At 49.4% G+C, this 18,018-nt stretch carries 21 protein-coding genes; 10 read left to right on the top strand and 11 right to left on the bottom strand.

Features of this window, described 5'->3' with window-relative positions; genetic code table 11:
* Positions 1–83: 83 nt before the first annotated feature.
* From T502_RS03250 to argF, 4 genes are read left to right on the top strand one after another with little or no spacing between them, the layout of a single operon-like run.
* Positions 84–575 (top strand): CDP-2,3-bis-(O-geranylgeranyl)-sn-glycerol synthase, encoded by a 492-nt coding sequence (locus T502_RS03250; protein ID WP_042705844.1) that lies wholly within the window; start codon positions 84–86, stop codon positions 573–575.
* Positions 569–1,090 carry an orotate phosphoribosyltransferase gene (gene pyrE, locus T502_RS03245; RefSeq protein WP_042705679.1) on the top strand — a complete coding sequence of 174 codons (522 nt, stop codon included), beginning with the start codon at positions 569–571 and terminating at the stop codon, positions 1,088–1,090. Before T502_RS03250 ends, pyrE begins: the two co-directional genes overlap by 7 nt.
* Before the next feature lie 57 nt (positions 1,091–1,147).
* Positions 1,148–2,443, top strand: a complete 1,296-nt coding sequence (gene purD / locus T502_RS03240; protein WP_042705678.1) for a phosphoribosylamine--glycine ligase — start codon at positions 1,148–1,150, stop codon at positions 2,441–2,443.
* On the top strand, positions 2,443–3,354 hold the full coding sequence (gene argF / locus T502_RS03235) for an ornithine carbamoyltransferase (protein ID WP_042705677.1): 912 nt from the start codon (positions 2,443–2,445) through the stop codon (positions 3,352–3,354). Before purD ends, argF begins: the two co-directional genes overlap by 1 nt.
* Before the next feature lie 120 nt (positions 3,355–3,474).
* Here the strand turns inward: argF and T502_RS03230 are convergent, their stop codons facing one another.
* On the bottom strand, positions 3,475–3,756 hold the full coding sequence (locus tag T502_RS03230) for a hypothetical protein (protein WP_042705676.1): 282 nt from the start codon (positions 3,754–3,756) through the stop codon (positions 3,475–3,477).
* A gap of 187 nt (positions 3,757–3,943) precedes the next feature.
* Between T502_RS03230 and T502_RS03225 the strand changes: the two genes are divergently transcribed.
* Together T502_RS03225 and T502_RS03220 are read left to right on the top strand one after the other, a co-directional pair.
* Entirely contained in the window at positions 3,944–4,279 is a 336-nt protein-coding gene (locus T502_RS03225) for a hypothetical protein (RefSeq protein WP_042705675.1), read from the top strand.
* A 140-nt stretch (positions 4,280–4,419) separates the two neighbouring features.
* On the top strand, positions 4,420–4,701 hold the full coding sequence (locus T502_RS03220; protein ID WP_042705674.1) for a peptidylprolyl isomerase: 282 nt from the start codon (positions 4,420–4,422) through the stop codon (positions 4,699–4,701).
* Between the two features lie 162 nt (positions 4,702–4,863).
* Here the strand turns inward: T502_RS03220 and T502_RS03215 are convergent, their stop codons facing one another.
* Positions 4,864–5,133 carry a hypothetical protein gene (locus tag T502_RS03215; RefSeq protein WP_042705843.1) on the bottom strand — a complete coding sequence of 90 codons (270 nt, stop codon included), beginning with the start codon at positions 5,131–5,133 and terminating at the stop codon, positions 4,864–4,866.
* 90 nt (positions 5,134–5,223) lie between these two features.
* Positions 5,224–6,687, bottom strand: coding sequence for a methanogenesis marker 14 protein (locus T502_RS03210; protein WP_245597748.1), 1,464 nt, complete (start codon positions 6,685–6,687; stop codon positions 5,224–5,226).
* Positions 6,688–6,869: 182 nt separating this feature from the next.
* Here T502_RS03210 and T502_RS03205 point away from each other — a divergent pair, with 182 nt between their 5' ends.
* Positions 6,870–7,286, top strand: a complete 417-nt coding sequence (locus T502_RS03205) for a pyridoxamine 5'-phosphate oxidase family protein (RefSeq protein WP_042705672.1) — start codon at positions 6,870–6,872, stop codon at positions 7,284–7,286.
* 135 nt (positions 7,287–7,421) lie between these two features.
* Here T502_RS03205 and T502_RS03200 read toward each other — a convergent pair whose 3' ends face one another.
* Both T502_RS03200 and T502_RS03195 read right to left on the bottom strand, forming a co-directional pair.
* Complete coding sequence (locus T502_RS03200; RefSeq protein ID WP_042705671.1) at positions 7,422–8,621, bottom strand: argininosuccinate synthase; 1,200 nt, start codon at positions 8,619–8,621, stop codon at positions 7,422–7,424.
* 301 nt (positions 8,622–8,922) lie between these two features.
* The gene (locus T502_RS03195; RefSeq protein WP_245597747.1) at positions 8,923–9,450 is read right to left on the bottom strand and encodes a hypothetical protein; all 528 of its coding nucleotides are present in this window, start codon (positions 9,448–9,450) and stop codon (positions 8,923–8,925) included.
* Between the two features lie 224 nt (positions 9,451–9,674).
* Between T502_RS03195 and T502_RS03190 the strand changes: the two genes are divergently transcribed.
* The gene (locus T502_RS03190; RefSeq protein WP_042705669.1) at positions 9,675–10,268 is read left to right on the top strand and encodes a hypothetical protein; all 594 of its coding nucleotides are present in this window, start codon (positions 9,675–9,677) and stop codon (positions 10,266–10,268) included.
* Between the two features lie 94 nt (positions 10,269–10,362).
* Here the strand turns inward: T502_RS03190 and T502_RS03185 are convergent, their stop codons facing one another.
* From T502_RS03185 to T502_RS03170, 4 genes are all read right to left on the bottom strand, one after another.
* Positions 10,363–11,400 carry a M42 family metallopeptidase gene (locus T502_RS03185; protein WP_042705668.1) on the bottom strand — a complete coding sequence of 346 codons (1,038 nt, stop codon included), beginning with the start codon at positions 11,398–11,400 and terminating at the stop codon, positions 10,363–10,365.
* 171 nt (positions 11,401–11,571) lie between these two features.
* A complete protein-coding gene (locus T502_RS03180) occupies positions 11,572–12,675 on the bottom strand; it encodes a pyridoxal phosphate-dependent aminotransferase (protein WP_042705667.1) in 1,104 nt (367 codons plus the stop codon).
* A gap of 27 nt (positions 12,676–12,702) precedes the next feature.
* Positions 12,703–13,308 (bottom strand): 6-phospho-3-hexuloisomerase, encoded by a 606-nt coding sequence (hxlB, locus tag T502_RS03175; RefSeq protein ID WP_042705666.1) that lies wholly within the window; start codon positions 13,306–13,308, stop codon positions 12,703–12,705.
* Between the two features lie 111 nt (positions 13,309–13,419).
* On the bottom strand, positions 13,420–13,773 hold the full coding sequence (locus T502_RS03170; RefSeq protein WP_042705665.1) for a ferritin family protein: 354 nt from the start codon (positions 13,771–13,773) through the stop codon (positions 13,420–13,422).
* A gap of 231 nt (positions 13,774–14,004) precedes the next feature.
* Between T502_RS03170 and T502_RS03165 the strand changes: the two genes are divergently transcribed.
* Positions 14,005–14,439, top strand: a complete 435-nt coding sequence (locus tag T502_RS03165; protein WP_042705664.1) for a hypothetical protein — start codon at positions 14,005–14,007, stop codon at positions 14,437–14,439.
* 81 nt (positions 14,440–14,520) lie between these two features.
* Here T502_RS03165 and T502_RS03160 read toward each other — a convergent pair whose 3' ends face one another.
* On the bottom strand, positions 14,521–15,132 hold the full coding sequence (locus T502_RS03160; RefSeq protein ID WP_042705663.1) for a phosphoribosylanthranilate isomerase: 612 nt from the start codon (positions 15,130–15,132) through the stop codon (positions 14,521–14,523).
* 316 nt (positions 15,133–15,448) lie between these two features.
* Between T502_RS03160 and T502_RS03155 the strand changes: the two genes are divergently transcribed.
* Positions 15,449–16,771, top strand: a complete 1,323-nt coding sequence (locus tag T502_RS03155; RefSeq protein WP_042705662.1) for a hemolysin family protein — start codon at positions 15,449–15,451, stop codon at positions 16,769–16,771.
* Positions 16,772–16,837: 66 nt separating this feature from the next.
* On the opposite strand, the gene T502_RS03150 is transcribed toward T502_RS03155, so the two are convergent.
* Positions 16,838–18,001, bottom strand: a complete 1,164-nt coding sequence (locus T502_RS03150; protein WP_169736976.1) for a ketopantoate reductase family protein — start codon at positions 17,999–18,001, stop codon at positions 16,838–16,840.
* Between the last annotated feature and the right edge of the window lie 17 nt (positions 18,002–18,018).

Below are 18,018 nucleotides of genomic sequence, written 5' to 3'. Positions count from 1 at the left end.
TTTGCAAACATTAGTTATATTGGCGGCTTTTCGATATGGATATTACTGAAATACTGACCTCGCTTTTTGTGGCATTCTGGATAATGATCCCCGCATACGTGCCCAATTCCGCCGCGGCTGTCTTCGGCGGCGGCACGCCCATGGACTTCGGAAAGAACTTCGGAGACGGAAGAAGAATATTCGGCTCCGGCAAGACATGGAGAGGCTTCTTCGGCGGCGTCTTATCCGGAATAATCTTCGGTATTTTACTGATATTCATCGGCGACTACTTCGGATTCGCTATTCATACATATCTTTCGGTAGTCCTGCTGGCATTCGGCGCTTTACTGGGCGACCTCGTAAAGAGTTTCTTCAAGAGAAGACTGAACAAGGAGAGCGGCGAGGAATGGCTTATCGCCGACCAGTACGACCTTGTCGCAGGATCACTGCTCCTTGTCCTCATCTTCGACTATGAATGGACAATAACCAATATAACCTGGCTTGTCTTCATATGGATACTGATTATCACCCCGCTTCTGCACAGGGGCGCAAACATAATAGGCTACATCATCGGAGTTAAAAAGGTACCATGGTAAACGAAATTGCGGAAATACTGATTAAATACAACGCCATCAAGTTCGGCGAGTTCACGCTTGCCTCCGGCGCCAAGAGCACATACTATATAGATATCAAGACGGCATCGACAAACCCGATGCTCCTCAGAGAAATAGGAAAGGCAATCGCGGACAAATACGGCAGCGAATTCGAGGTCGTCGCGGGTGTCGCCGTCGGCGCCGTGCCGATTGCGGTCGCGGTCTCGCTTGCGGCAAACAAGCCCTACTGCATTATCAGAAAGGAGGAGAAGGATCACGGACTTGCCGGGAAGATTGTCGGCGACATTAAGGACAAGAAGGTCCTTCTTGTCGAGGACGTAGTCACCTCGGGCGGCAGTGTCGTTTACGGAATAGAAGCGCTCAAAAACGGCGGCGCAATCATAGGCAAAGTCGTGACCGTTGTCGACAGAGAACAGGGCGGAGCGGAAAAACTCAAAGGAATGGGAGTCGAACTCAATTCGCTTGTCCGTGCGTCCGAGATAATGAACCGAAAGTAAGTGAGTGCAAAGTGAGAGGATACTGACAATACTTTTCGTCTATTGCGGTGAATATATATGTCGATGAAAGTTTTGGTTGTAGGCGGAGGCGGCAGAGAACATGCAATCGCAAAAGCTCTTGCAAGAAATGATGCCTGCGAATTATACGCGGTAATGGCAAAGAAAAATCCGGGCATAGCAGGTCTCTGCAAGGATTTCCTGCTCTGTAAAGAGACCGAAGTCGATAAGGTCGCGGAATATGCCGTTAAGATGAATATCAAATATGCGGTTATCGGTCCCGAAGCACCTCTTGCGGCAGGTCTTGCCGACTGCCTCGAGGAGAAAGGAATCAGCTGCGTCGGTCCGAAACGTCTTGCCGCGCAGATAGAGACCGATAAAGCGTTCTGCCGCAATCTGATGAGGGAATACGATATTGCGGGATGTCCGAAGTACAATATTTTTCACGATCCCGTCAAAGCCGAGGAGTTTATAAGAAACTACGGCGGGGACCTTGCAATTAAGCCGATCGGGCTTACCGGCGGCAAGGGCGTTGCCATCATGGGCGAGCATTTCGATAAGGAAGGCGCAATAAAATACATTCACGAGATCGGCGGCGAGGTCGTTTTGGAAGAGAGACTTCTCGGCGAAGAGTTTACTCTGATGGCTTTCGTCGACGGCGAACACCTCGTGCCCATGCCGCTCGTTCAGGACCACAAGCGTGCCTTCGAAGGCGATGTCGGACCCAACACCGGCGGTATGGGGTCATATACTCTTGCCGACCACAAACTGCCGTTTGTTAAAGCCGACGACTACAAAGATGCGATTGCGATAATGAAAGACGTGGTTGCGTCGATGAAGAAGATGGGCAATGTCTATAAGGGGATGCTCTACGGTCAGTTCATGATTACGAAGGACGGTCCTAAGGTCATCGAGTTCAACGCAAGGTTCGGCGATCCGGAGGCGATGAACCTTCTTACCCTGCTTTCATCCGATTTCTGCAATATTGTCGAGAAGATTGCGTCGGGAACACTCTCGGATGCCGATGTGGAATTCACCCATAAGGCTACGGTCTGCAAGTATATCGTCCCCGAAGGTTACCCCGATTCGCCGCAGCCCAACTGCGATATCGAAATCGGCGATATCGGGGATGCCGTCCTTTACTACGCCAACGTCGTCGAAGAAGGCGGAAAACTCAAGACTCAGACCTCAAGGACGCTGGCTTTTGTCGGCATGGCGGATACTCTCGAGGATGCCGAGAAGATTGCGGAGAAGGCGTGTCAGTCCGTTTCGGGCAAGATTCGGCACAGAAAAGATATCGGAACGGTTGAGGTTCTCAATAAGCGCATTGCACATATGAAGGAGATAAGGCAGTAATGGTCAAAAACGTTTTATCCATCCTCGATCTTACGAAAGAGGAGTTTGACGAGGTCATTTCTCTTGCGGCGGAACTGAAGAGGAAACGCGCCGCAGGTGTCCTCGAGGATATTCTGCCGAAGAAGACACTCGGCATGATCTTCGAGAAGTCTTCGACGAGGACAAGGATCTCGTTCGATGTCGGCATGTACGAGCTCGGCGGTCACGCGATTTTCCTGAATCCGAACGAGATGCAGCTCGGACGCGGCGAGGAGATTCGCGATACGGCACGTGTTCTTTCGCGTTATCTTTCGGCGATAATGATTCGTTCCTATCTTCACTCGACAATCGAGGAGATTGCTAAGTATGCCTCGATTCCGGTTATCAACGGTCTTTCCGATAAGGAACACCCCTGTCAGATTCTTGCCGATGTTCTGGCAATGAAGGAGAGGTTCGGCGATGACCTCTCAAAGCTCCGCGTTGCGTGGGTCGGCGACGGAAACAACGTCTGCAATTCGCTTATTCTTGCCGGCGCACACACGGGATTCGAGATTACGGTCTCGACGCCGAAAGGCTACGAGCCCGATGAGGAGGTCTTAAAGACTGCCGCGAAGCACGGTATTCGGGTGAAATACTTCGAGAATCCGATTGACGCGGTCAAAGGTGCGGATGTAATCTACACGGACACATGGATCTCGATGGGCGAGGAGGACGAGAAGGAGGAGCGCTTAAAGGCGTTCAAGGGATTCTGCGTCGATGACGGACTGATTGCGCATGCAAACAAAGACGTTGTCGTCATGCACTGTCTTCCGGCGCACCGCGGCGAAGAGATCTCCGATGCGGTCATGGAAGGAGAGCACAGCATTATCTGGGATCAGGCGGAAAACCGTCTGCACGCTCAGAAGGCTCTGCTCGTAAAACTGCTGAAATAAATTGCTCAAATAAAATATTGAAATTAATTTTAATCAATATATCAATTTTTTCCGATACTATACTGTAAGTGGTTCCGGCTTTTGCAGGGAGACAATCGCTTGCCGGTACAGGTGCAGGTATCAGTTGTCTATAAGTGCCGTCAGGTCAAGGATCTTGGGACCTTCTCCGGCTTTGGATTTTTCTATTAAGTCGATAATCTCTTCGATTATCTCGAATTCGTTTCGCGGTCTGGCGCCGGCGAGGATGTTGTCGAGGGCGCGGTTCTGGTAGATTTTATGCTGAAGGCGTCCGTCCTTGTATCCCACGACCGCCGCAAAAGAGTTGCATTTGTTGTCAAATACGATTGAAAGGACATTATCGACATTCACATAACTTCCTTCAAGGGATTTTATCCATACCATGCGGTTATTTTTTTAATTGAAGGTTATTAGTTTTTGTTATTCGCAATCGGAGAAAGAGAGACGGGTATAATGATGGATTTCGCAAACGCCGTGATAATCCGAGATATCCGTATCCGCAAAAGCCCTCTGAAGAAAGAATATATTAAAAGACTGCTTAGATTATATGGAAAACAGATAAGCGTGCATTTTGAAGAATACACGTGCAAAAGGGCATATTATGGGACTTCCGAGATACAATAAACTGACAAAAGAAGAATTCGACAGGATAATGAACGACAGAAACTGCACGCTCTCGCATAAGATGATTATCGAAGGCAGAATCAGGCGCGGCGAGTGGGTTATCGTCGACGAGGACGGAAACGTCGACGAAGAAACGCAGGAAAAAATCAAAAACGTCGAGAAGAACATGCGTGAGGCAAGAAAACGCGAGGCGGAGAAGAACGGCACGGATATGAACACGAACCTGAGGGAAGCAAAGGAAACCCTCAAAATCCCCGAGGACGACGACTGCGAAATATTCTGAAACGGCGTTATCTCCGGGTTAAAATAATCCAAGAATTATCGAGAATAATCCGAAAAACGCCTGAAGATACGCATAAGAAATGCGATTAAGGGAACACCATTAAAGAAACGCTATTAAAGAACGCCGACAAAAATTAAGATATGGCATCAAAAGTAAGAGCATCACACATTCTTGTGAAGACGGAAGCGGAAGCAAAAGCGGTTCTCGGAAACCTCAGAGCCGGCGACGACTTCGCGACCGTGGCAAAGAAATTCTCAACATGTCCGTCGGGCAAGAAAGGCGGCGATCTGGGCTGGTTCGGAAAAGGCATGATGGTCAAGGAGTTCGAAGACGCGGCTTTCAAGGCGAAGGTCGGAGAGATTGTCGGACCAGTCAAGACGAAGTTCGGATACCACCTCATCAAAGTAACCGAGACAAAATAAAAAAATAAAACAAAACTACAAAATAAACCCATTAAAAGCAAAATAAAACCAATTAAACAAATAAAAGCAAAAAAATAAATCAAAAAATACGGATTAAAAATTAAGCCGTTAAAAATTATAATAATCTTTTATTTTTACGGCGTTTTTGCGGGATTAATCGCGTTATTCCTCGCCGATGTACTTCTTAAGTTCGTCGAAGATATACTTCTCGACCTTCTGCGCCGTCTCAAGATCGGTGCGGAATGCGAGCAGATTCCTTATATCGCCGTCCATGTTCGCGAATTTCATCTCACGCGGTCTCTCGACAAGTTCCACATCGAACTTCTCCGTGACATCCATAATGATGGAACGGGGGACGCCGGGGGGCAAAAGCACATCGTATTTCTTCGCCGGTTTTTTCTGAGCGGCATTATCGGTCTGATTTTCGGTCATATCTGCCATCCTGTTAAATATTTTATATCGATTATAAAGAGTATTAATGATTCGATCCGATGCCGTCAGGAAAAGAGAACGGGGATTGGATTATTTTCCAATCTTGACACGCCGCGCCATGATGCATTTGCCGCCGCGGACACCGCCTATCGGGTTATTGGGCTTGCCCATGGAGCACATGCACCTGCCCATAAGCGCCGCACCGCGGGCAAGACCGTCGTCGACGAAGACAACATGCTCATAGGGCTTGTCATAGAGACCCATCTCGGAGATGCCGTCCATGATAATCGAAGGCTTCTTGCCGGAGATTGCCGCACGTCCGGTAAAGCCTATCGAGGAGTTGGGCGGCACTATCTTTTCCTTCGCGGCAACCTCGATGAGACGCAGTGCCATCTTGGCGCAGACGTGGTCGATGACGTCGGTAAGGACGTTGATGCCGTTATTCTTGTATATCTCCCCGCCAATCTCCTTGAGCGCTCCCGAGTTGCTGAAATCCGTTCCCGCATCGCAGCCTATCATTGCAATGCCGGATTTAGCCGCCAGATCGGCACAGACGGGCACCATTCCGAATCTGGTGCGGTCGGTCGGCACGATTCTTATGTCTATGAGGTCGTGAATTCTCTCCACGTATTCGTTTACGACCTTGCTCTTCTTGGAGAATCCGCCGAAACTCTTGTCTCCGAAGAGATCCAGTGCCGTTCCGGTCCCGTCCTTTACCTGTCCCGTGCCTCTTACGAGGGCGTCGGGGATTGCGCCGGCAAGACCGCAGAAGTTGCCGATGGTCTTCGCAAACGGCCATTCGGAGTCGGGGTCGACGTCGCTTGTGATCCTGCCGTCAAGCGTCGTTCCGAAATCTATCGAGATACACGGGTTTCTGAAGTCGACCTCGGTCCACTTCGCACCTTCCTTGATTCCCGCCATCGCAAGTTCGCCTTCCATCTCGTTTGCGACCATCTCGACACCCGAGGAGCCTATCGGCGGCGATACGCCGGCAACCGTTCCGCAGAAGGTGAGTTTGTCGGCGAAGCTGAACTGTCTTAATTTCGGCGGCAGATTATCGATACCCATCGGCGGCGTCATCTTCTTGGGGGGCACGCCTGCGGCAAGACAGCCGTTTGCCAGCGAGATTACGAAATCTCCGACCTGATCCGGCGATTCCATCGATGCCACGACACCCGTGCTTCGAACCACGAAGTCAAGGTCGTCCTTGATTGAAAGGTCTGCGTCGCGGTGGCACTTGATGAGCGTATCCCTCACAAGTTCGGTGACGGATTCGCGTGTAATCGGAACGCCGACGAGCGTTTCGCCGAAGATTGTCTCGCCGGGCTTGGGGGGGCGGACGTCGCGGCTCATCGAGACGGTCTTGTTGATTACATAGGTTCTGCCGGTCTCAAGGCTCGTGCCGGTAAGAATGCATTTCGTCGTGGTGTTTCCCATTTCGACGGATGCGACTATGAAATACGGTTTTGATTTATATTCGGGAACCCGCATTCCCGCACCCTGTCCGATAGACGGCGGCGGCGGGCTTTCAACGATATTGGGTGATTTTTTCATAAAACTGAAGAATCCCATAATAATAATCCATACGTTTCCAGATGTTTAATAGTTTCTTTTTATACCACCGCGACACTGCCGCCGCAAACAGCGCGAAAAAGTAAGCGGATGGTGGTTACCGGTACGGAATTACACAAACTCTTTCTGTTTATAAATCAATCTGATAATTTACAGGTGAAAACATGGTTAAACTTACAGCCGACATGAAAGAGACCTACAAAAAGAACATGGAGATTCTCCATGCGGTTCCTCTTGCAACTGCAGACAAAAACGGACTTCCCAACGTTGCCCCGATGGGCGCGGTATGGCTCGAAGACGACGAGACCTTCTGGATCTGCGACAACTTCATGAACAAGACGCTTGCCAACCTCAAGGAAAATCCGCAGGCGGCACTCTATTTCTGGAATCCGGAATCAAAGAGATGCCTTCAGGTAAAGTGCAAAGCCGAGGTTAAGACCAGCGGCGACGACTACAAGACGGCACATGACAGAATGAAAGCCAAAGGTGCCAACTATCCGGCAAAGGGTCTCATTGTTCTTCACATCATTGATATCTATGAGTGCACACCCGGACCCAAAGCAGGACAGAAAGCGGAATAATCCGGCAAATTCAACCCAATTTTTTTTGATTCTGATTTTAAAAAAAAGAGATATTGGGATTATTTTGAGATTTATTTGAGATTTTTTGAATTATTGTGATTGTATTGTGATTTTTCACGGATTTTCCGAAATTCTTCAGTTCTTCTTATTCTTATTCTCAAGCATGCTCTTCATTCTCGCCTGGAAACCGAAGTATGCCGAGAATCCTACGGCATCGTTCTGATCGATTGTGTGGCTCTCGAATGATACAAGATCGTCGGAATAGAGAGCATCGGGCGAACGGCGTCCGGCAACCGTGGCACTGCCCTTGAAGAGAACAAGGTCGACCTCACCGTTGACTCTCTCCTGTGTCTTGTCGATAAATGCACACAATGCCGCGTATAAAGGCTCGTCGATAAGACCCATGTATCCGAGTTCGGACCATTTGTCGTCGACGATGTGCTTGAACGAAAGCTCCTGACGCGAGAGAACAAGTCTTTCGAGGTCGCGGTGTGCCGCAAGAAGAATCGTCGCCGCGGGGTGCTCGTAGTTCTCGCGTGCCTTAAGACCGAGGATTCTGTCCTCAATCATATCATTTCTGCCGACGCCGTTTCTGCCGCCGATCTTGTTCAATTCCATGATGAGGTCGAAGCCCTTCATCCTCTTGCCGTTGATGGAGACGGGAACACCCTTCTCAAAGCCGAGGGTGATCTCCTCGGGCGTGTCGGGTGCATCCTGCTTCGAGACCGTCCAGCCGTAGATATCGTTGTCGGGGTGAACCGACGGGTCTTCCAGAACGCCGCCCTCGATACTTCTGCTCCAGCAGTTTTCGTCGACGGAATACGGCTTTGCCTTGACAACCGGCACAGGAACGTTGTGCTTTGCGGCATAATCCATCTCCCACTCGCGGGTGAGGTTCATCTCACGCATGGGTGCGATAATCTTGAGACCCGCCTTTCTGAAGACGAAATCGAAACGGAGCTGGTCGTTTCCTTTACCCGTGCAGCCGTGTGCGACGGTATCCGCGCCTTCCTTCTTTGCAATCTTTACGATCTCTTCGGCAATAAGCGGGCGGGCAAGCGCTGTTCCCATCGGGTAGCCTTCGTAGGAGCCGTTCGCCTTTATCGACGCAAAAAGCTGTTCCTCGACGAATTTGTCTCTGATATCGATTGTGTAGTGTTTGTCGGCGATCTTGTTTCCTTTGTCCGTCGCCATCTTCATGTCTTCGGGCGGCTGACCGACATCGACTGCGACGGTAATAACCTGATCATAACCGTAATGCTCTTTTAACAGCGGCACACATATGGATGTGTCGAGACCGCCGGAGAATGCAAGAACTACTTTTCCTTTTCCCATTTTATTACTCCGATTATATTTTCGATTAAGCGATTTATTCTATTAAGTTACTTTACGTATAAAGATTTGCAAGATAAATCTGCCTTTACTTATTGCATTTTCAAGAACATAACAGTATGCGGATAAGACAGCGTCACCTGAAAAATACGCGAAAACTGCAGCGGAAACCGTACGCCGAAACTACGCGAAAACGATGCGCAAAAACTATGCGCCAAAAGAGACTTGAACAAAATAATACGTTTGAAAGGATTGGAACGGATTGAAACAAATTAAAAAGGTAAATCGGATGATTTACCTTAATTCAGTCACGTGCTCTCTGTGAGAGCTTCTCGGGGATTACTCTGTCGCAGACGACATAGGTTCCGATGTTTCCGTGGTAGAGAACCGTGACCTTGACTCTGTCCTGATCGAATTTATTGCCGTTAAAGGATACGGAATCTCCGACATTGAACGGAGCCGTAAAGGTCTTGGTCTCGTGTGTGCCGTCGGCAAGGTATGCGTCGACCGTAATCGTGTTGACAAAGTTCTGACCTGCGCCGCCTCTGAAGGTTACGTCGATATTGCCGTAGACATCGTCTTTCGTGACGTCAAAATCAACTTCATACTTCTTTTCGGGTGCCTGGGTCGGTCCAGGGATTAAGTCCGATGAGGTTGTCGGCTCCGCGAAAGGTGTCGCTTGCGCTCCGCCGGCCTGAGTCGGTGCCGCGGTTGCGCTGCCGCCGTTATTCGTCGTACCCGTACATCCCGCAAAGCAGATTACTGCCGCAAAGACTAACAATAGTGAAAAAATAACTGACTTCTTCATGTTAATGAGTTGTTGTTTATCCATATTATCTCTATCTGATTACCGGCATTTCCTGCACGCCTCACGTGAGACCGCATAACAGATCGCATTTACTGACACATATTATAGAACACCTCATGATATTTAAAGATGTTAAAAAAATACATAATATTTGCCGTTAATTTTTAACTTTAAGGCTATATTATTCCAATAATCGTCAAATAACGATTCCGAAACATATATAGACATCTATCTCGCAGTTAAAAGGGATGGATCGAATAAAGCGTATTGGCATAATTTCAGCTGGATTGATGGCTGCGGGAATTACAGGACTTCTTTCAATAATTGGCTTGGTGCCGGTGATCCTAATATTAATATATATAATCAAAGGAATCGCAGGCGCCGGTTTCTTCACCACCCAGAAAGCTCAGCAGGTTGTATATACTTCAGTAGATGCCGCCTCTGTCCCACCTGCTACAACAGATTATACACCTACTTATTATACACCTGCTACAACTTCCCACTCAGGAACAGACCTAATTGGGAACCTAACTGCACATATATTTTCGAACCTCGTCGTCGAGATAATAATAGGCATATTTATCCTAATGATCATTGGATTTATCATAGGTGCATTAATTGCCATAATCTACAATATCGTTGCAAAGTTCACCGGCGGCATAGAGGCTGAACTTGAGCATTATGAACAGGTGAAAACAACCCTCGCAAATCCGACAACGGTAAATGTATATTCAAGACAAAACGAAAGAGATTACAGACGGGATATATATTCAAGACCAAATGAAAGAGTTTACAGAACAAATGACGATTACCAAATGGATGATCAATATTTCTCCAGATAATCTTCAAAATCACTTCTTTTAAAAATTAAATCTAAAATTCAAAATTAAAAATTGAAAAATTAAAATTGTGTTTTCTGTTATCGGAAATCCGTTATCAGAACTTCGGTTTTGTCTTCAGAGCCTCGACGAGGAGTTTAATACCGTCTTCGAGGTCTTTCATATCGATTACTTCGACGGGTGAGTGGATGTATCTGGACGCAATCGAGAAGGGAATGCTCGGAATACCCGCGTTTACGAGGTTGATAATCGATGCGTCCGTGTTGCCGCCGTCGCCGACCTCGAGCTGATACGGAATCTTGTTCTTGTCGCCCGCCTTTCTGAGCCAGTTCGTGAGCTTTGTGTCCGCAATCAGACCGCGACCCGCGGCACTGACAAGCACAAGAACGGGACCCTTGCCCATCTCGACGGAAGCATCCTTCTTCGTGATTCCGGGGTGGTCGCCGGGGATTGTGACATCCGTGGCTATGGCACAGTCGGGGTTGATTGCAAAGGCACTGACCTTTGCGCCCTTAAGTCCCGTCTCTTCCTGAACCGTGAAAACACCGTAGATTGTGTGCGGTGATTTTACCTTCTTTAAGACCTCAATCTGGAGCGCAACGCCGACACGGTTGTCGAGCGCTTTTCCGGTTACCTTGCCGTTTGCGAGGTCTTTGAGTTCGCGGTCGACCGTAATCGGCGTGCCTATCTCGACACCCATTTTCGCGACGTCATCCGCGTCTTTTGCGCCGATATCGATGAAGAACTCCTCGATCTTAAGCTCCTTCTTGCGGTCCTCGGGGGACATCACATGCGGCGGTTTTGCGCCGATAACGCCGACAACGTCGCCCTTGGTGCCGTGCAGAATAACTCTCTGCGTGTATGCCGTCGGAGCATACCAGCCGCCGATGGGCACGAACTTGATGAAGCCTTTCTCATCGATGTACTGCACCATGAAACCGATCTCATCCATGTGAGATGCGAGCATGAATTTGAAATTGTCGCCTTTCTTGACGGTAATCAGGTTGCCGAGCTTATCCTCGTACATCTCGTCGACATAGCCCTTAAGCTCCTTTTTTATAATGTCGCGGATGTTGCCTTCCGCACTTGTAAGACCGTGCGCATTTGAGAGTTTTTCAAGTAATTCTCTTGTCATTGTGTCACTATCCGATTATCTTAGATTCTCTATTTGTCTTATTATTTGTCTAATTATCTGTCTTAGGATTACGCTAATCCGTATCTTAATCCGTATCTTTATTGTTCATCTATCCTTAATGCTCTTTTGTTTGTGACCTGAATCAGGCATAAATCCCGCATTAAGAGAGATTCAAACCGCCGTTGCGATACGCCGGAGCGCTTCCGCAATGTTCTCGCGCGATGCCGCGTAACTGAATCTTGCGTAATTGACCGCATTTTCGCCGAAAGCGTCGCCCGGGATGGCAACGACTCCCGCCTCCAGAATCTTTTCGAACTGCTTACGATCCATCGGCACCAGCATATAGAACGCACCCTCGGGTTTGGGGAAATCAAAGCCGAGTTCCTTAAGTCCGTTATAGAGAAGGTCGCGTCTTACGGCGTATTCGCGCCGCATCTCGTCAACGCAGGCGATACTGCCGTTATACGCCGCAAGCGCCGCATACTGCGAGACCGAGGAGGCACAGGTCTGGCAGTACTGGTGAATCTTTACAGCCTGCTCTATGAAATCCTTCGGCCCCGCAACATAACCGAGCCTCCAGCCCGTCATCGAGAAGGTTTTGCTCGCGGCATTGACCGTAACGACATTGTCGCCGTAGCAGCCCGCGGAATAATGCTTCTTTTCGTAGACAAAATGTTCGTAGACCTCGTCGGAGATTACCGTCGCGCCTTTATCCTCGGCATACTGGACGATTGCCTTTATCGACTCCCCGCTCTCGACGGCGCCGGTCGGGTTCCCCGGGGAGTTCAGTATGAGAACGGCGGCATTGTCCAGCGCCTCCTTGCATCTCTCGACGTCGATATGGAATTTATCGTCAAGCGGGATTCCTTTAGGCGTTCCGCCGGCAATCACCGTGCATTCCCTGTAGGAGACAAAACCCGGGTCCTGATAGAGCACGGTGTCGCCCTTGCCGACAAGGGACTCGACCGCGATATGCAGTGCCTCGCCTGCGCCGGCGGTGACAATAATATTATCCGCCGAATAAGAGAGATTGTTTTCGCGTTTGAACTTCTTCGAGATTGCCTCACGCAGTTCGGGAACGCCGTAATTGTTCGTGTAGCCCGTAAGATTTTTCTCGATTGCCTCTATGCCGGCACGCTTTATGTGCTCCGGAGTCGGAAAATCGGGCTGACCGATACCCAGATTTACCGCGTCGGGACCGGCGTTCTGAAAGAACTTTCTTATGCCCGACATCTCGACGATTCGGGCACGCTCCGAAAATTTCATTGGTTTCATCGCTTTCGTCATGAGGTTTTTGAGTGTTCACTCGATATTTGCATGCCTTCCCTTGAGGTCGCTCTCCTGACACTCGATCTTCTCCATGATTGCGGAGATTATCGAGTCGCTGAAGACCATCGATGCCGTCTCGAAAAGTGTGCCCAGCGGCGCGAAAGACTTGTGCTCGCCCATCATCTGGCGGACTTCGTACTCCTCGGACTCGTCCTTTACCCTGTCGCGGTGGCTCTCGATTACGACCACGCAGTCGGCGATTTTACCGATTCTCGACTCCGCTTTCGAAGTTACAAGGCAGATTCTGCCGCCTATGCTCTTTGCCGTTTCGCAAAGTTCCGCAATCGTCTTTGTCTCTCCCGAACCCGAGAATGCGACGACGATATCGCCGCTGCTCCTCATCGCGGGCGTGATGGTCTCGCCGATTACATATGACTTCAGACCCAGATGCATGAGCCTCATGGCAAAGGCCTTGGCAACAAGCCCCGAGCGACCCGCACCCATGACATATATACGATCCGCACCCAAAATTTCGTTGATAAAACTTGAAACCTGCTGATCCGAGAGGGATTCGCCCATCTCCTTAATCTTCGAGGACATCAGACAGATCATGTCCTGCACGGTTTTACATTCATACATAACTTTATAATTTACATCCGAAACAATAATAGTTTGCCAAAGTCACGGATTGCCGTGATTCGAAAAAATAGAAGATTTTTTAAGAAATTATTCAGGACATTATTCCGGATATTACTTCTTTTTTGCCGATTTCGTCGCCTTCTTGGGCTTCGCGGCCGCCTTGGGTTTCATCTTCTCAATCTCTTCCTCGACTTCCCGATAGCCCTCGTCATAGAATTTCTGCTCGTCGGGGGCAAGGCAGTGAAGAAGTTTCAAAAATTCGCCGGCGTGGACTTTTTCCTCGTCCGCGATATCGTGCAGGACTTCAACGGCAAGTTTGTTATCGGTCGACTCGGCAAGCTGCTCATAGAGTTGAATTGCCTCGTATTCCGCCGCAACCATAAATCGGACGGCTCTGATAAGTTCTTCATCGGTCAGTTTGCGGCCGTTTTTCAGCACCGCAAAAGGAGTTCCAAATTCAGGCATTTTATTATTACCTCAATTTACTAAAAGCAGTGCTGCATATTATGATTTGCGATCCGCGGCATCCCAAACGGCAGTTCTCCCGAATACACTTATCCGATCTCATCCGATCTTATACGATCTTATACGATCTTATTCGATCGTATACGATCTTATCCAATCCTATCCCATATCGGAAAGAAATTATTTGATATCGTAAAGAAATAATAGAAAGGATAGAACAGAAGGGATACCGTGAAACGCAGAAGTCCGGATACGATAAAGGGAGACACTTTCGAAGAGAAGATGAACAATCTTTCGATAGCGGTAGGAAAGCCTATCGACGTCATGGAACTTATCAGGCTCAAAAAACTCTACGGAATAGAGAGTGTCCTGTATTTCGAACCCGAACTGGCGAACAAATCGACATACGAGAAAGACCTTGCCGACTTTGCCGCCGACGACGAATTCGAACGCCCGTTCATTGCCGCCGACAGATTCGTCGATTTCGGAAAGGAGAACGATCCGACCTTTGAAGGCAGACTGAAGGAATTTCCGCTCATGGTAACGGTTCACAGCTTCGGCGAGAGAAAGACGGAGTCGGGAACGCCGATAAAATACATAAAAGCCCTGATGCCGTTCCTTGACGAGTTCGACGTCAACAAAGATATCGGACCCGTAATATCATGACAGCCATGTCATAATATATTCAAAATATTCAAAATATTCAATTTTTTCAATTTTTAAAAAATGCCGTGAAAATCCGTGCAATCACAGATTGTTCACATATCTGGACTTGAGTTTTAACTCGGGCATCTTGCCGCATGCCTTAAGGAATTCCATGACCTTCTGCTTATCTTTAATACCCGGGCGGAGCTCGACGCCGGAGCAGACATCGACCGCATACGGATGAACCTCATCGATTGCGGCGGCGACATTGGACGGATTCAGACCGCCGGCAAGAATCAGCGGCACTTTCGCCGACCTTACGAACTCTTTCGCCGCAGAATCGTTGTAAAGTATTCCGCAGCCGCGGCTCTCGTCGAGAATCACGGCATCGCAGGAATCGGGGACGGTCATGCCCGGTTTCACAACCCGAATCACACTGCCGCGGTAGCCTTCCGGCATGGGAAGATCGGTCGAGATCTGTATCGCCGTTGGGTTCAGAGCCGCTATCCTCTCAAGTTCTTCGGGTGACGTTGTGTGCGTGACGACAACCTTCGCGATGAACGGACCGAGAGCGGAGAATATCTCGCCCGCACGCTCAAAAGTGACGTTTCTGAGCGATTCGTCCGAGATGACGACGCCCAGCGCGTCGGCACCGCAGGACTCTATGAACTTCGCATCCTCAACCGTTGTAACGCCGCATATCTTTACCCGCATAATTTACTCCGATGGTCTTTCTGTATTGCAGTTTGAGTATTTGTTCTGCACTGTAATAAATGCAGAAGAAATGCGGGAGAAAAACATTCGGATGCCGCGGGATGAGACAAATCAATATTGCCATGAAAGACAAACCATATGCATAATATGCAGAGATTGCAGAGATTGCAGATATCCGCATCAATCGTCTTATGAATACCGCAAGAACATATGATTACACAGACAAATGCACCACGAATACGCACACAAATACACTAATGAATAAACAAATGAATACACGGATGAATAACGCTCAAATACGGAAATATCTGATATAATGCCCAACGCCGTTGAAATAACCCTGATTATACTGCTGATTGCGTTTAACGCCCTCTTTGCCATGGCGGAATTTGCCATAATATCCTCGAAGAGCACTCGCTTGAAAAAACTCATAGAAGAAGGCAACAGCGGCGCGGAAGCGGCTTTAAAGCTCTCGGAGGACTCCACGAAGTTCCTCTCGACGATACAGATAGGCATTACCTTAATCGGCATCCTTACCGGTGCTATCGGCGGACTTGCGGCATCGGGACCGCTTGCTCGGTATCTTGCGCAATTCCCGCAGATTGCGCCCTACAGCAGCGGAATCGCCGTGCTCATCTCGGTCGCGATCATCACATACTTCATGCTCATCTTCGGCGAACTCATCCCGAAGAAGATTGCGCTTAACAACACCGAGAAGATTGCCGCAGGCATAGCGCGCCCGATGCAGTTCTTTGCGCTGATTGCAACGCCGTTTACATTCATAATCTCGGCTTCGACCGACATAATCCTCAGGATCTTCGGTCTCGACCGCGAGAAGAACAAAGCCATTACCGAGGAGGAGATTATAGACCTCATCGAAGAAGGCACGGACAACGGTGCCATCGAAAAATCCGAACAGGAGATGGTCGAAAACATCTTCGATCTCGATGACCTGCGGCTCGGATCGCTTATGATACCGCGGCCGGACATCATCGCCATCAACATCGACGATTCGAAAGAGGAGATTCGGAAGGTCATCACCGAAAACCCGCGTTCCATCTTCCCCGTTTATCGCGGCAATCTGGATAACCTCCTCGGCATCATACAGGTCAAAGACCTCTGGACACATTCCTGCGATCTCACCCTCGACAGCATCTCGGGCATACTCAAGAAGCCGATCTTTGTGCCTTCTTCGCTCACGGCATCGGAACTTCTTGAGGAGTTCAAGAGAAATAAGGGACATTTCGCTCTCGTAAGCGACGAATACGGAGGCATTGCGGGACTTGTAACCCTGCACGATATCCTTGAGGCAATAGTCGGCGACATACACTGCGATGACGAGCCCGAGGATGTTCAGGCGGTTCAGCGTGAGGACGGATCGTGGCTCATCGACGGCAATATGCTCATCGGGGACTTTAAGGAGCATTTCGGCATTGACGGAATGCCGCAGGAGAATCAGGGGCAGTATCATACGATTGCGGGCTTCATCATGATGCAGCTTCAGAAGATTCCAAAGGAAGGCGACAGTTTCAACTGGAACGGATACAGGTTTGAAGTTACAAACATGGATGTCCACAGAATAGATAAAGTGCTGGTCGCGGTCGTCAAAAAAGACCGGAATGACGAAAAGCGGGAGTGACCTTCCGCATCCTATTTATTTACCGACCTTTACGGACTTTATTACTGATTTATATTACCGACTTTTTTACCGGCTTTCTTTCTTTTTCGCATCGTTTTTGCCGTCGATAAACCGTATCAGGCGGCAGATGCTCTCGTTGTAAGGCGTTTTTATGCCGTGAATTCCGCCGAGTCTCACAACCGCACCGTTTATGCTGTCAATCTCGGAGTGTCTGCCGTATGCGAGGTCCTGACACATCGAGGTGTATACCGCCGAAAACGAAGGAACCAGATAGGTAAAGAGGTAATCGAGGTATTCGCCGGCGCTCTTCCATCGGATCTCAACGCCTTCGGCGGCGATGACCTCAAAGGTCTCGGCTATTATCCCCGCGATTACCGCTCGCAGATTTTCATCGGATACGGAACCGACGCGGGTCTGAAACAGTGCCGTCAGCGGATTTACCGCGATATTGAGGAGAGATTTCTCCCAGATTGCCGAACGGATACTTTCGGCGGACTCAACCTTTATTCCCGACTGCCTTATCAGAGAGACGATCTCGGACAGTCGCCGCAACGAACCGGCATCTGCCGTTAAGTTGCTCGGATAGACACCAATCTTCAGCGGTTCACTCTCGCTCATGACCATTACGCAGCCGTCGGCGGGCGACCGGAAATTCGTGGTGATTGTGGCGCCGAAGACTGCACACGGGGCATGCAAAGACACGTTTCCGCCGGCATGGAGACGGTCTGCGGGATTTTGCGCCACGGCATTTATCTCCGCGGCATAACTCTGCAGTATCTCCTCGTTTCCAATGCCGTTCTGAAGGCTCACGAGGACGGCGCCGGCGAAGAGCGATGAGTATTCGCGGCAGATGTCCCAGGTATCGGAGGATTTCGAGGTGATGAATATGTAATCGAATCCGAATCTCTCGGCATTACCGCAGGTGCCGCCGGTGTCGCAACTGCCGCATTGCTTATATCCCGCCTCTTTTGCCGCAATCGCGGCTGAAAGCTCCGCAAACGAAGAAAAGACCGCCATGCCCGTGACCCTGCGTTCGCCCCAGACGCCTTCCATGAAGAGACCGCGTTTCTTTATCGCCGCCGAATGCCTTTCGCGGCAGACGACATAAACCTCGCAGACCTCCGAGATCTTACCCGCAAACGAGAGACCCACGGCTCCCGCTCCCAATACGAGCACACGCCCGAGAGCCTTCGGATCTTGAGAATTCGGGCAAAAACCTTCCGAATTCACGGCTGTATCCGTACCTT

Source organism: Methanomicrobium mobile BP, assembly GCF_000711215.1.
GTDB lineage: Archaea > Halobacteriota > Methanomicrobia > Methanomicrobiales > Methanomicrobiaceae > Methanomicrobium > Methanomicrobium mobile.
Note: the sequence above shows the minus strand (reverse complement) of the source record. Positions and strands in the feature narration are given on the sequence as shown.

Excerpts from the sequence above, each read along its gene's own strand:
- T502_RS03210 (WP_245597748.1), bottom strand. The coding sequence starts at position 6,687 with ATGAAAAAATCACCCAATATCGTTGAAAGCCCGCCGCCGCCGTCTATC.
- T502_RS03195 (WP_245597747.1), bottom strand. The coding sequence starts at position 9,450 with ATGGATAAACAACAACTCATTAACATGAAGAAGTCAGTTATTTTTTCA.
- T502_RS03220 (WP_042705674.1), top strand. The coding sequence starts at position 4,420 with ATGGCATCAAAAGTAAGAGCATCACACATTCTTGTGAAGACGGAAGCG.
- T502_RS03170 (WP_042705665.1), bottom strand. The coding sequence starts at position 13,773 with ATGCCTGAATTTGGAACTCCTTTTGCGGTGCTGAAAAACGGCCGCAAA.
- T502_RS03250 (WP_042705844.1), top strand. The coding sequence starts at position 84 with ATGATCCCCGCATACGTGCCCAATTCCGCCGCGGCTGTCTTCGGCGGC.
- hxlB (WP_042705666.1), bottom strand. The coding sequence starts at position 13,308 with ATGTATGAATGTAAAACCGTGCAGGACATGATCTGTCTGATGTCCTCG.
- purD (WP_042705678.1), top strand. The coding sequence starts at position 1,148 with ATGTCGATGAAAGTTTTGGTTGTAGGCGGAGGCGGCAGAGAACATGCA.
- T502_RS03180 (WP_042705667.1), bottom strand. The coding sequence starts at position 12,675 with ATGAAACCAATGAAATTTTCGGAGCGTGCCCGAATCGTCGAGATGTCG.
- argF (WP_042705677.1), top strand. The coding sequence starts at position 2,443 with ATGGTCAAAAACGTTTTATCCATCCTCGATCTTACGAAAGAGGAGTTT.
- T502_RS03190 (WP_042705669.1), top strand. The coding sequence starts at position 9,675 with ATGGATCGAATAAAGCGTATTGGCATAATTTCAGCTGGATTGATGGCT.
- T502_RS03160 (WP_042705663.1), bottom strand. The coding sequence starts at position 15,132 with ATGCGGGTAAAGATATGCGGCGTTACAACGGTTGAGGATGCGAAGTTC.
- T502_RS03200 (WP_042705671.1), bottom strand. The coding sequence starts at position 8,621 with ATGGGAAAAGGAAAAGTAGTTCTTGCATTCTCCGGCGGTCTCGACACA.
- T502_RS03155 (WP_042705662.1), top strand. The coding sequence starts at position 15,449 with ATGCCCAACGCCGTTGAAATAACCCTGATTATACTGCTGATTGCGTTT.
- T502_RS03185 (WP_042705668.1), bottom strand. The coding sequence starts at position 11,400 with ATGACAAGAGAATTACTTGAAAAACTCTCAAATGCGCACGGTCTTACA.
- pyrE (WP_042705679.1), top strand. The coding sequence starts at position 569 with ATGGTAAACGAAATTGCGGAAATACTGATTAAATACAACGCCATCAAG.
- T502_RS03215 (WP_042705843.1), bottom strand. The coding sequence starts at position 5,133 with ATGACCGAAAATCAGACCGATAATGCCGCTCAGAAAAAACCGGCGAAG.
- T502_RS03205 (WP_042705672.1), top strand. The coding sequence starts at position 6,870 with ATGGTTAAACTTACAGCCGACATGAAAGAGACCTACAAAAAGAACATG.
- T502_RS03230 (WP_042705676.1), bottom strand. The coding sequence starts at position 3,756 with ATGGTATGGATAAAATCCCTTGAAGGAAGTTATGTGAATGTCGATAAT.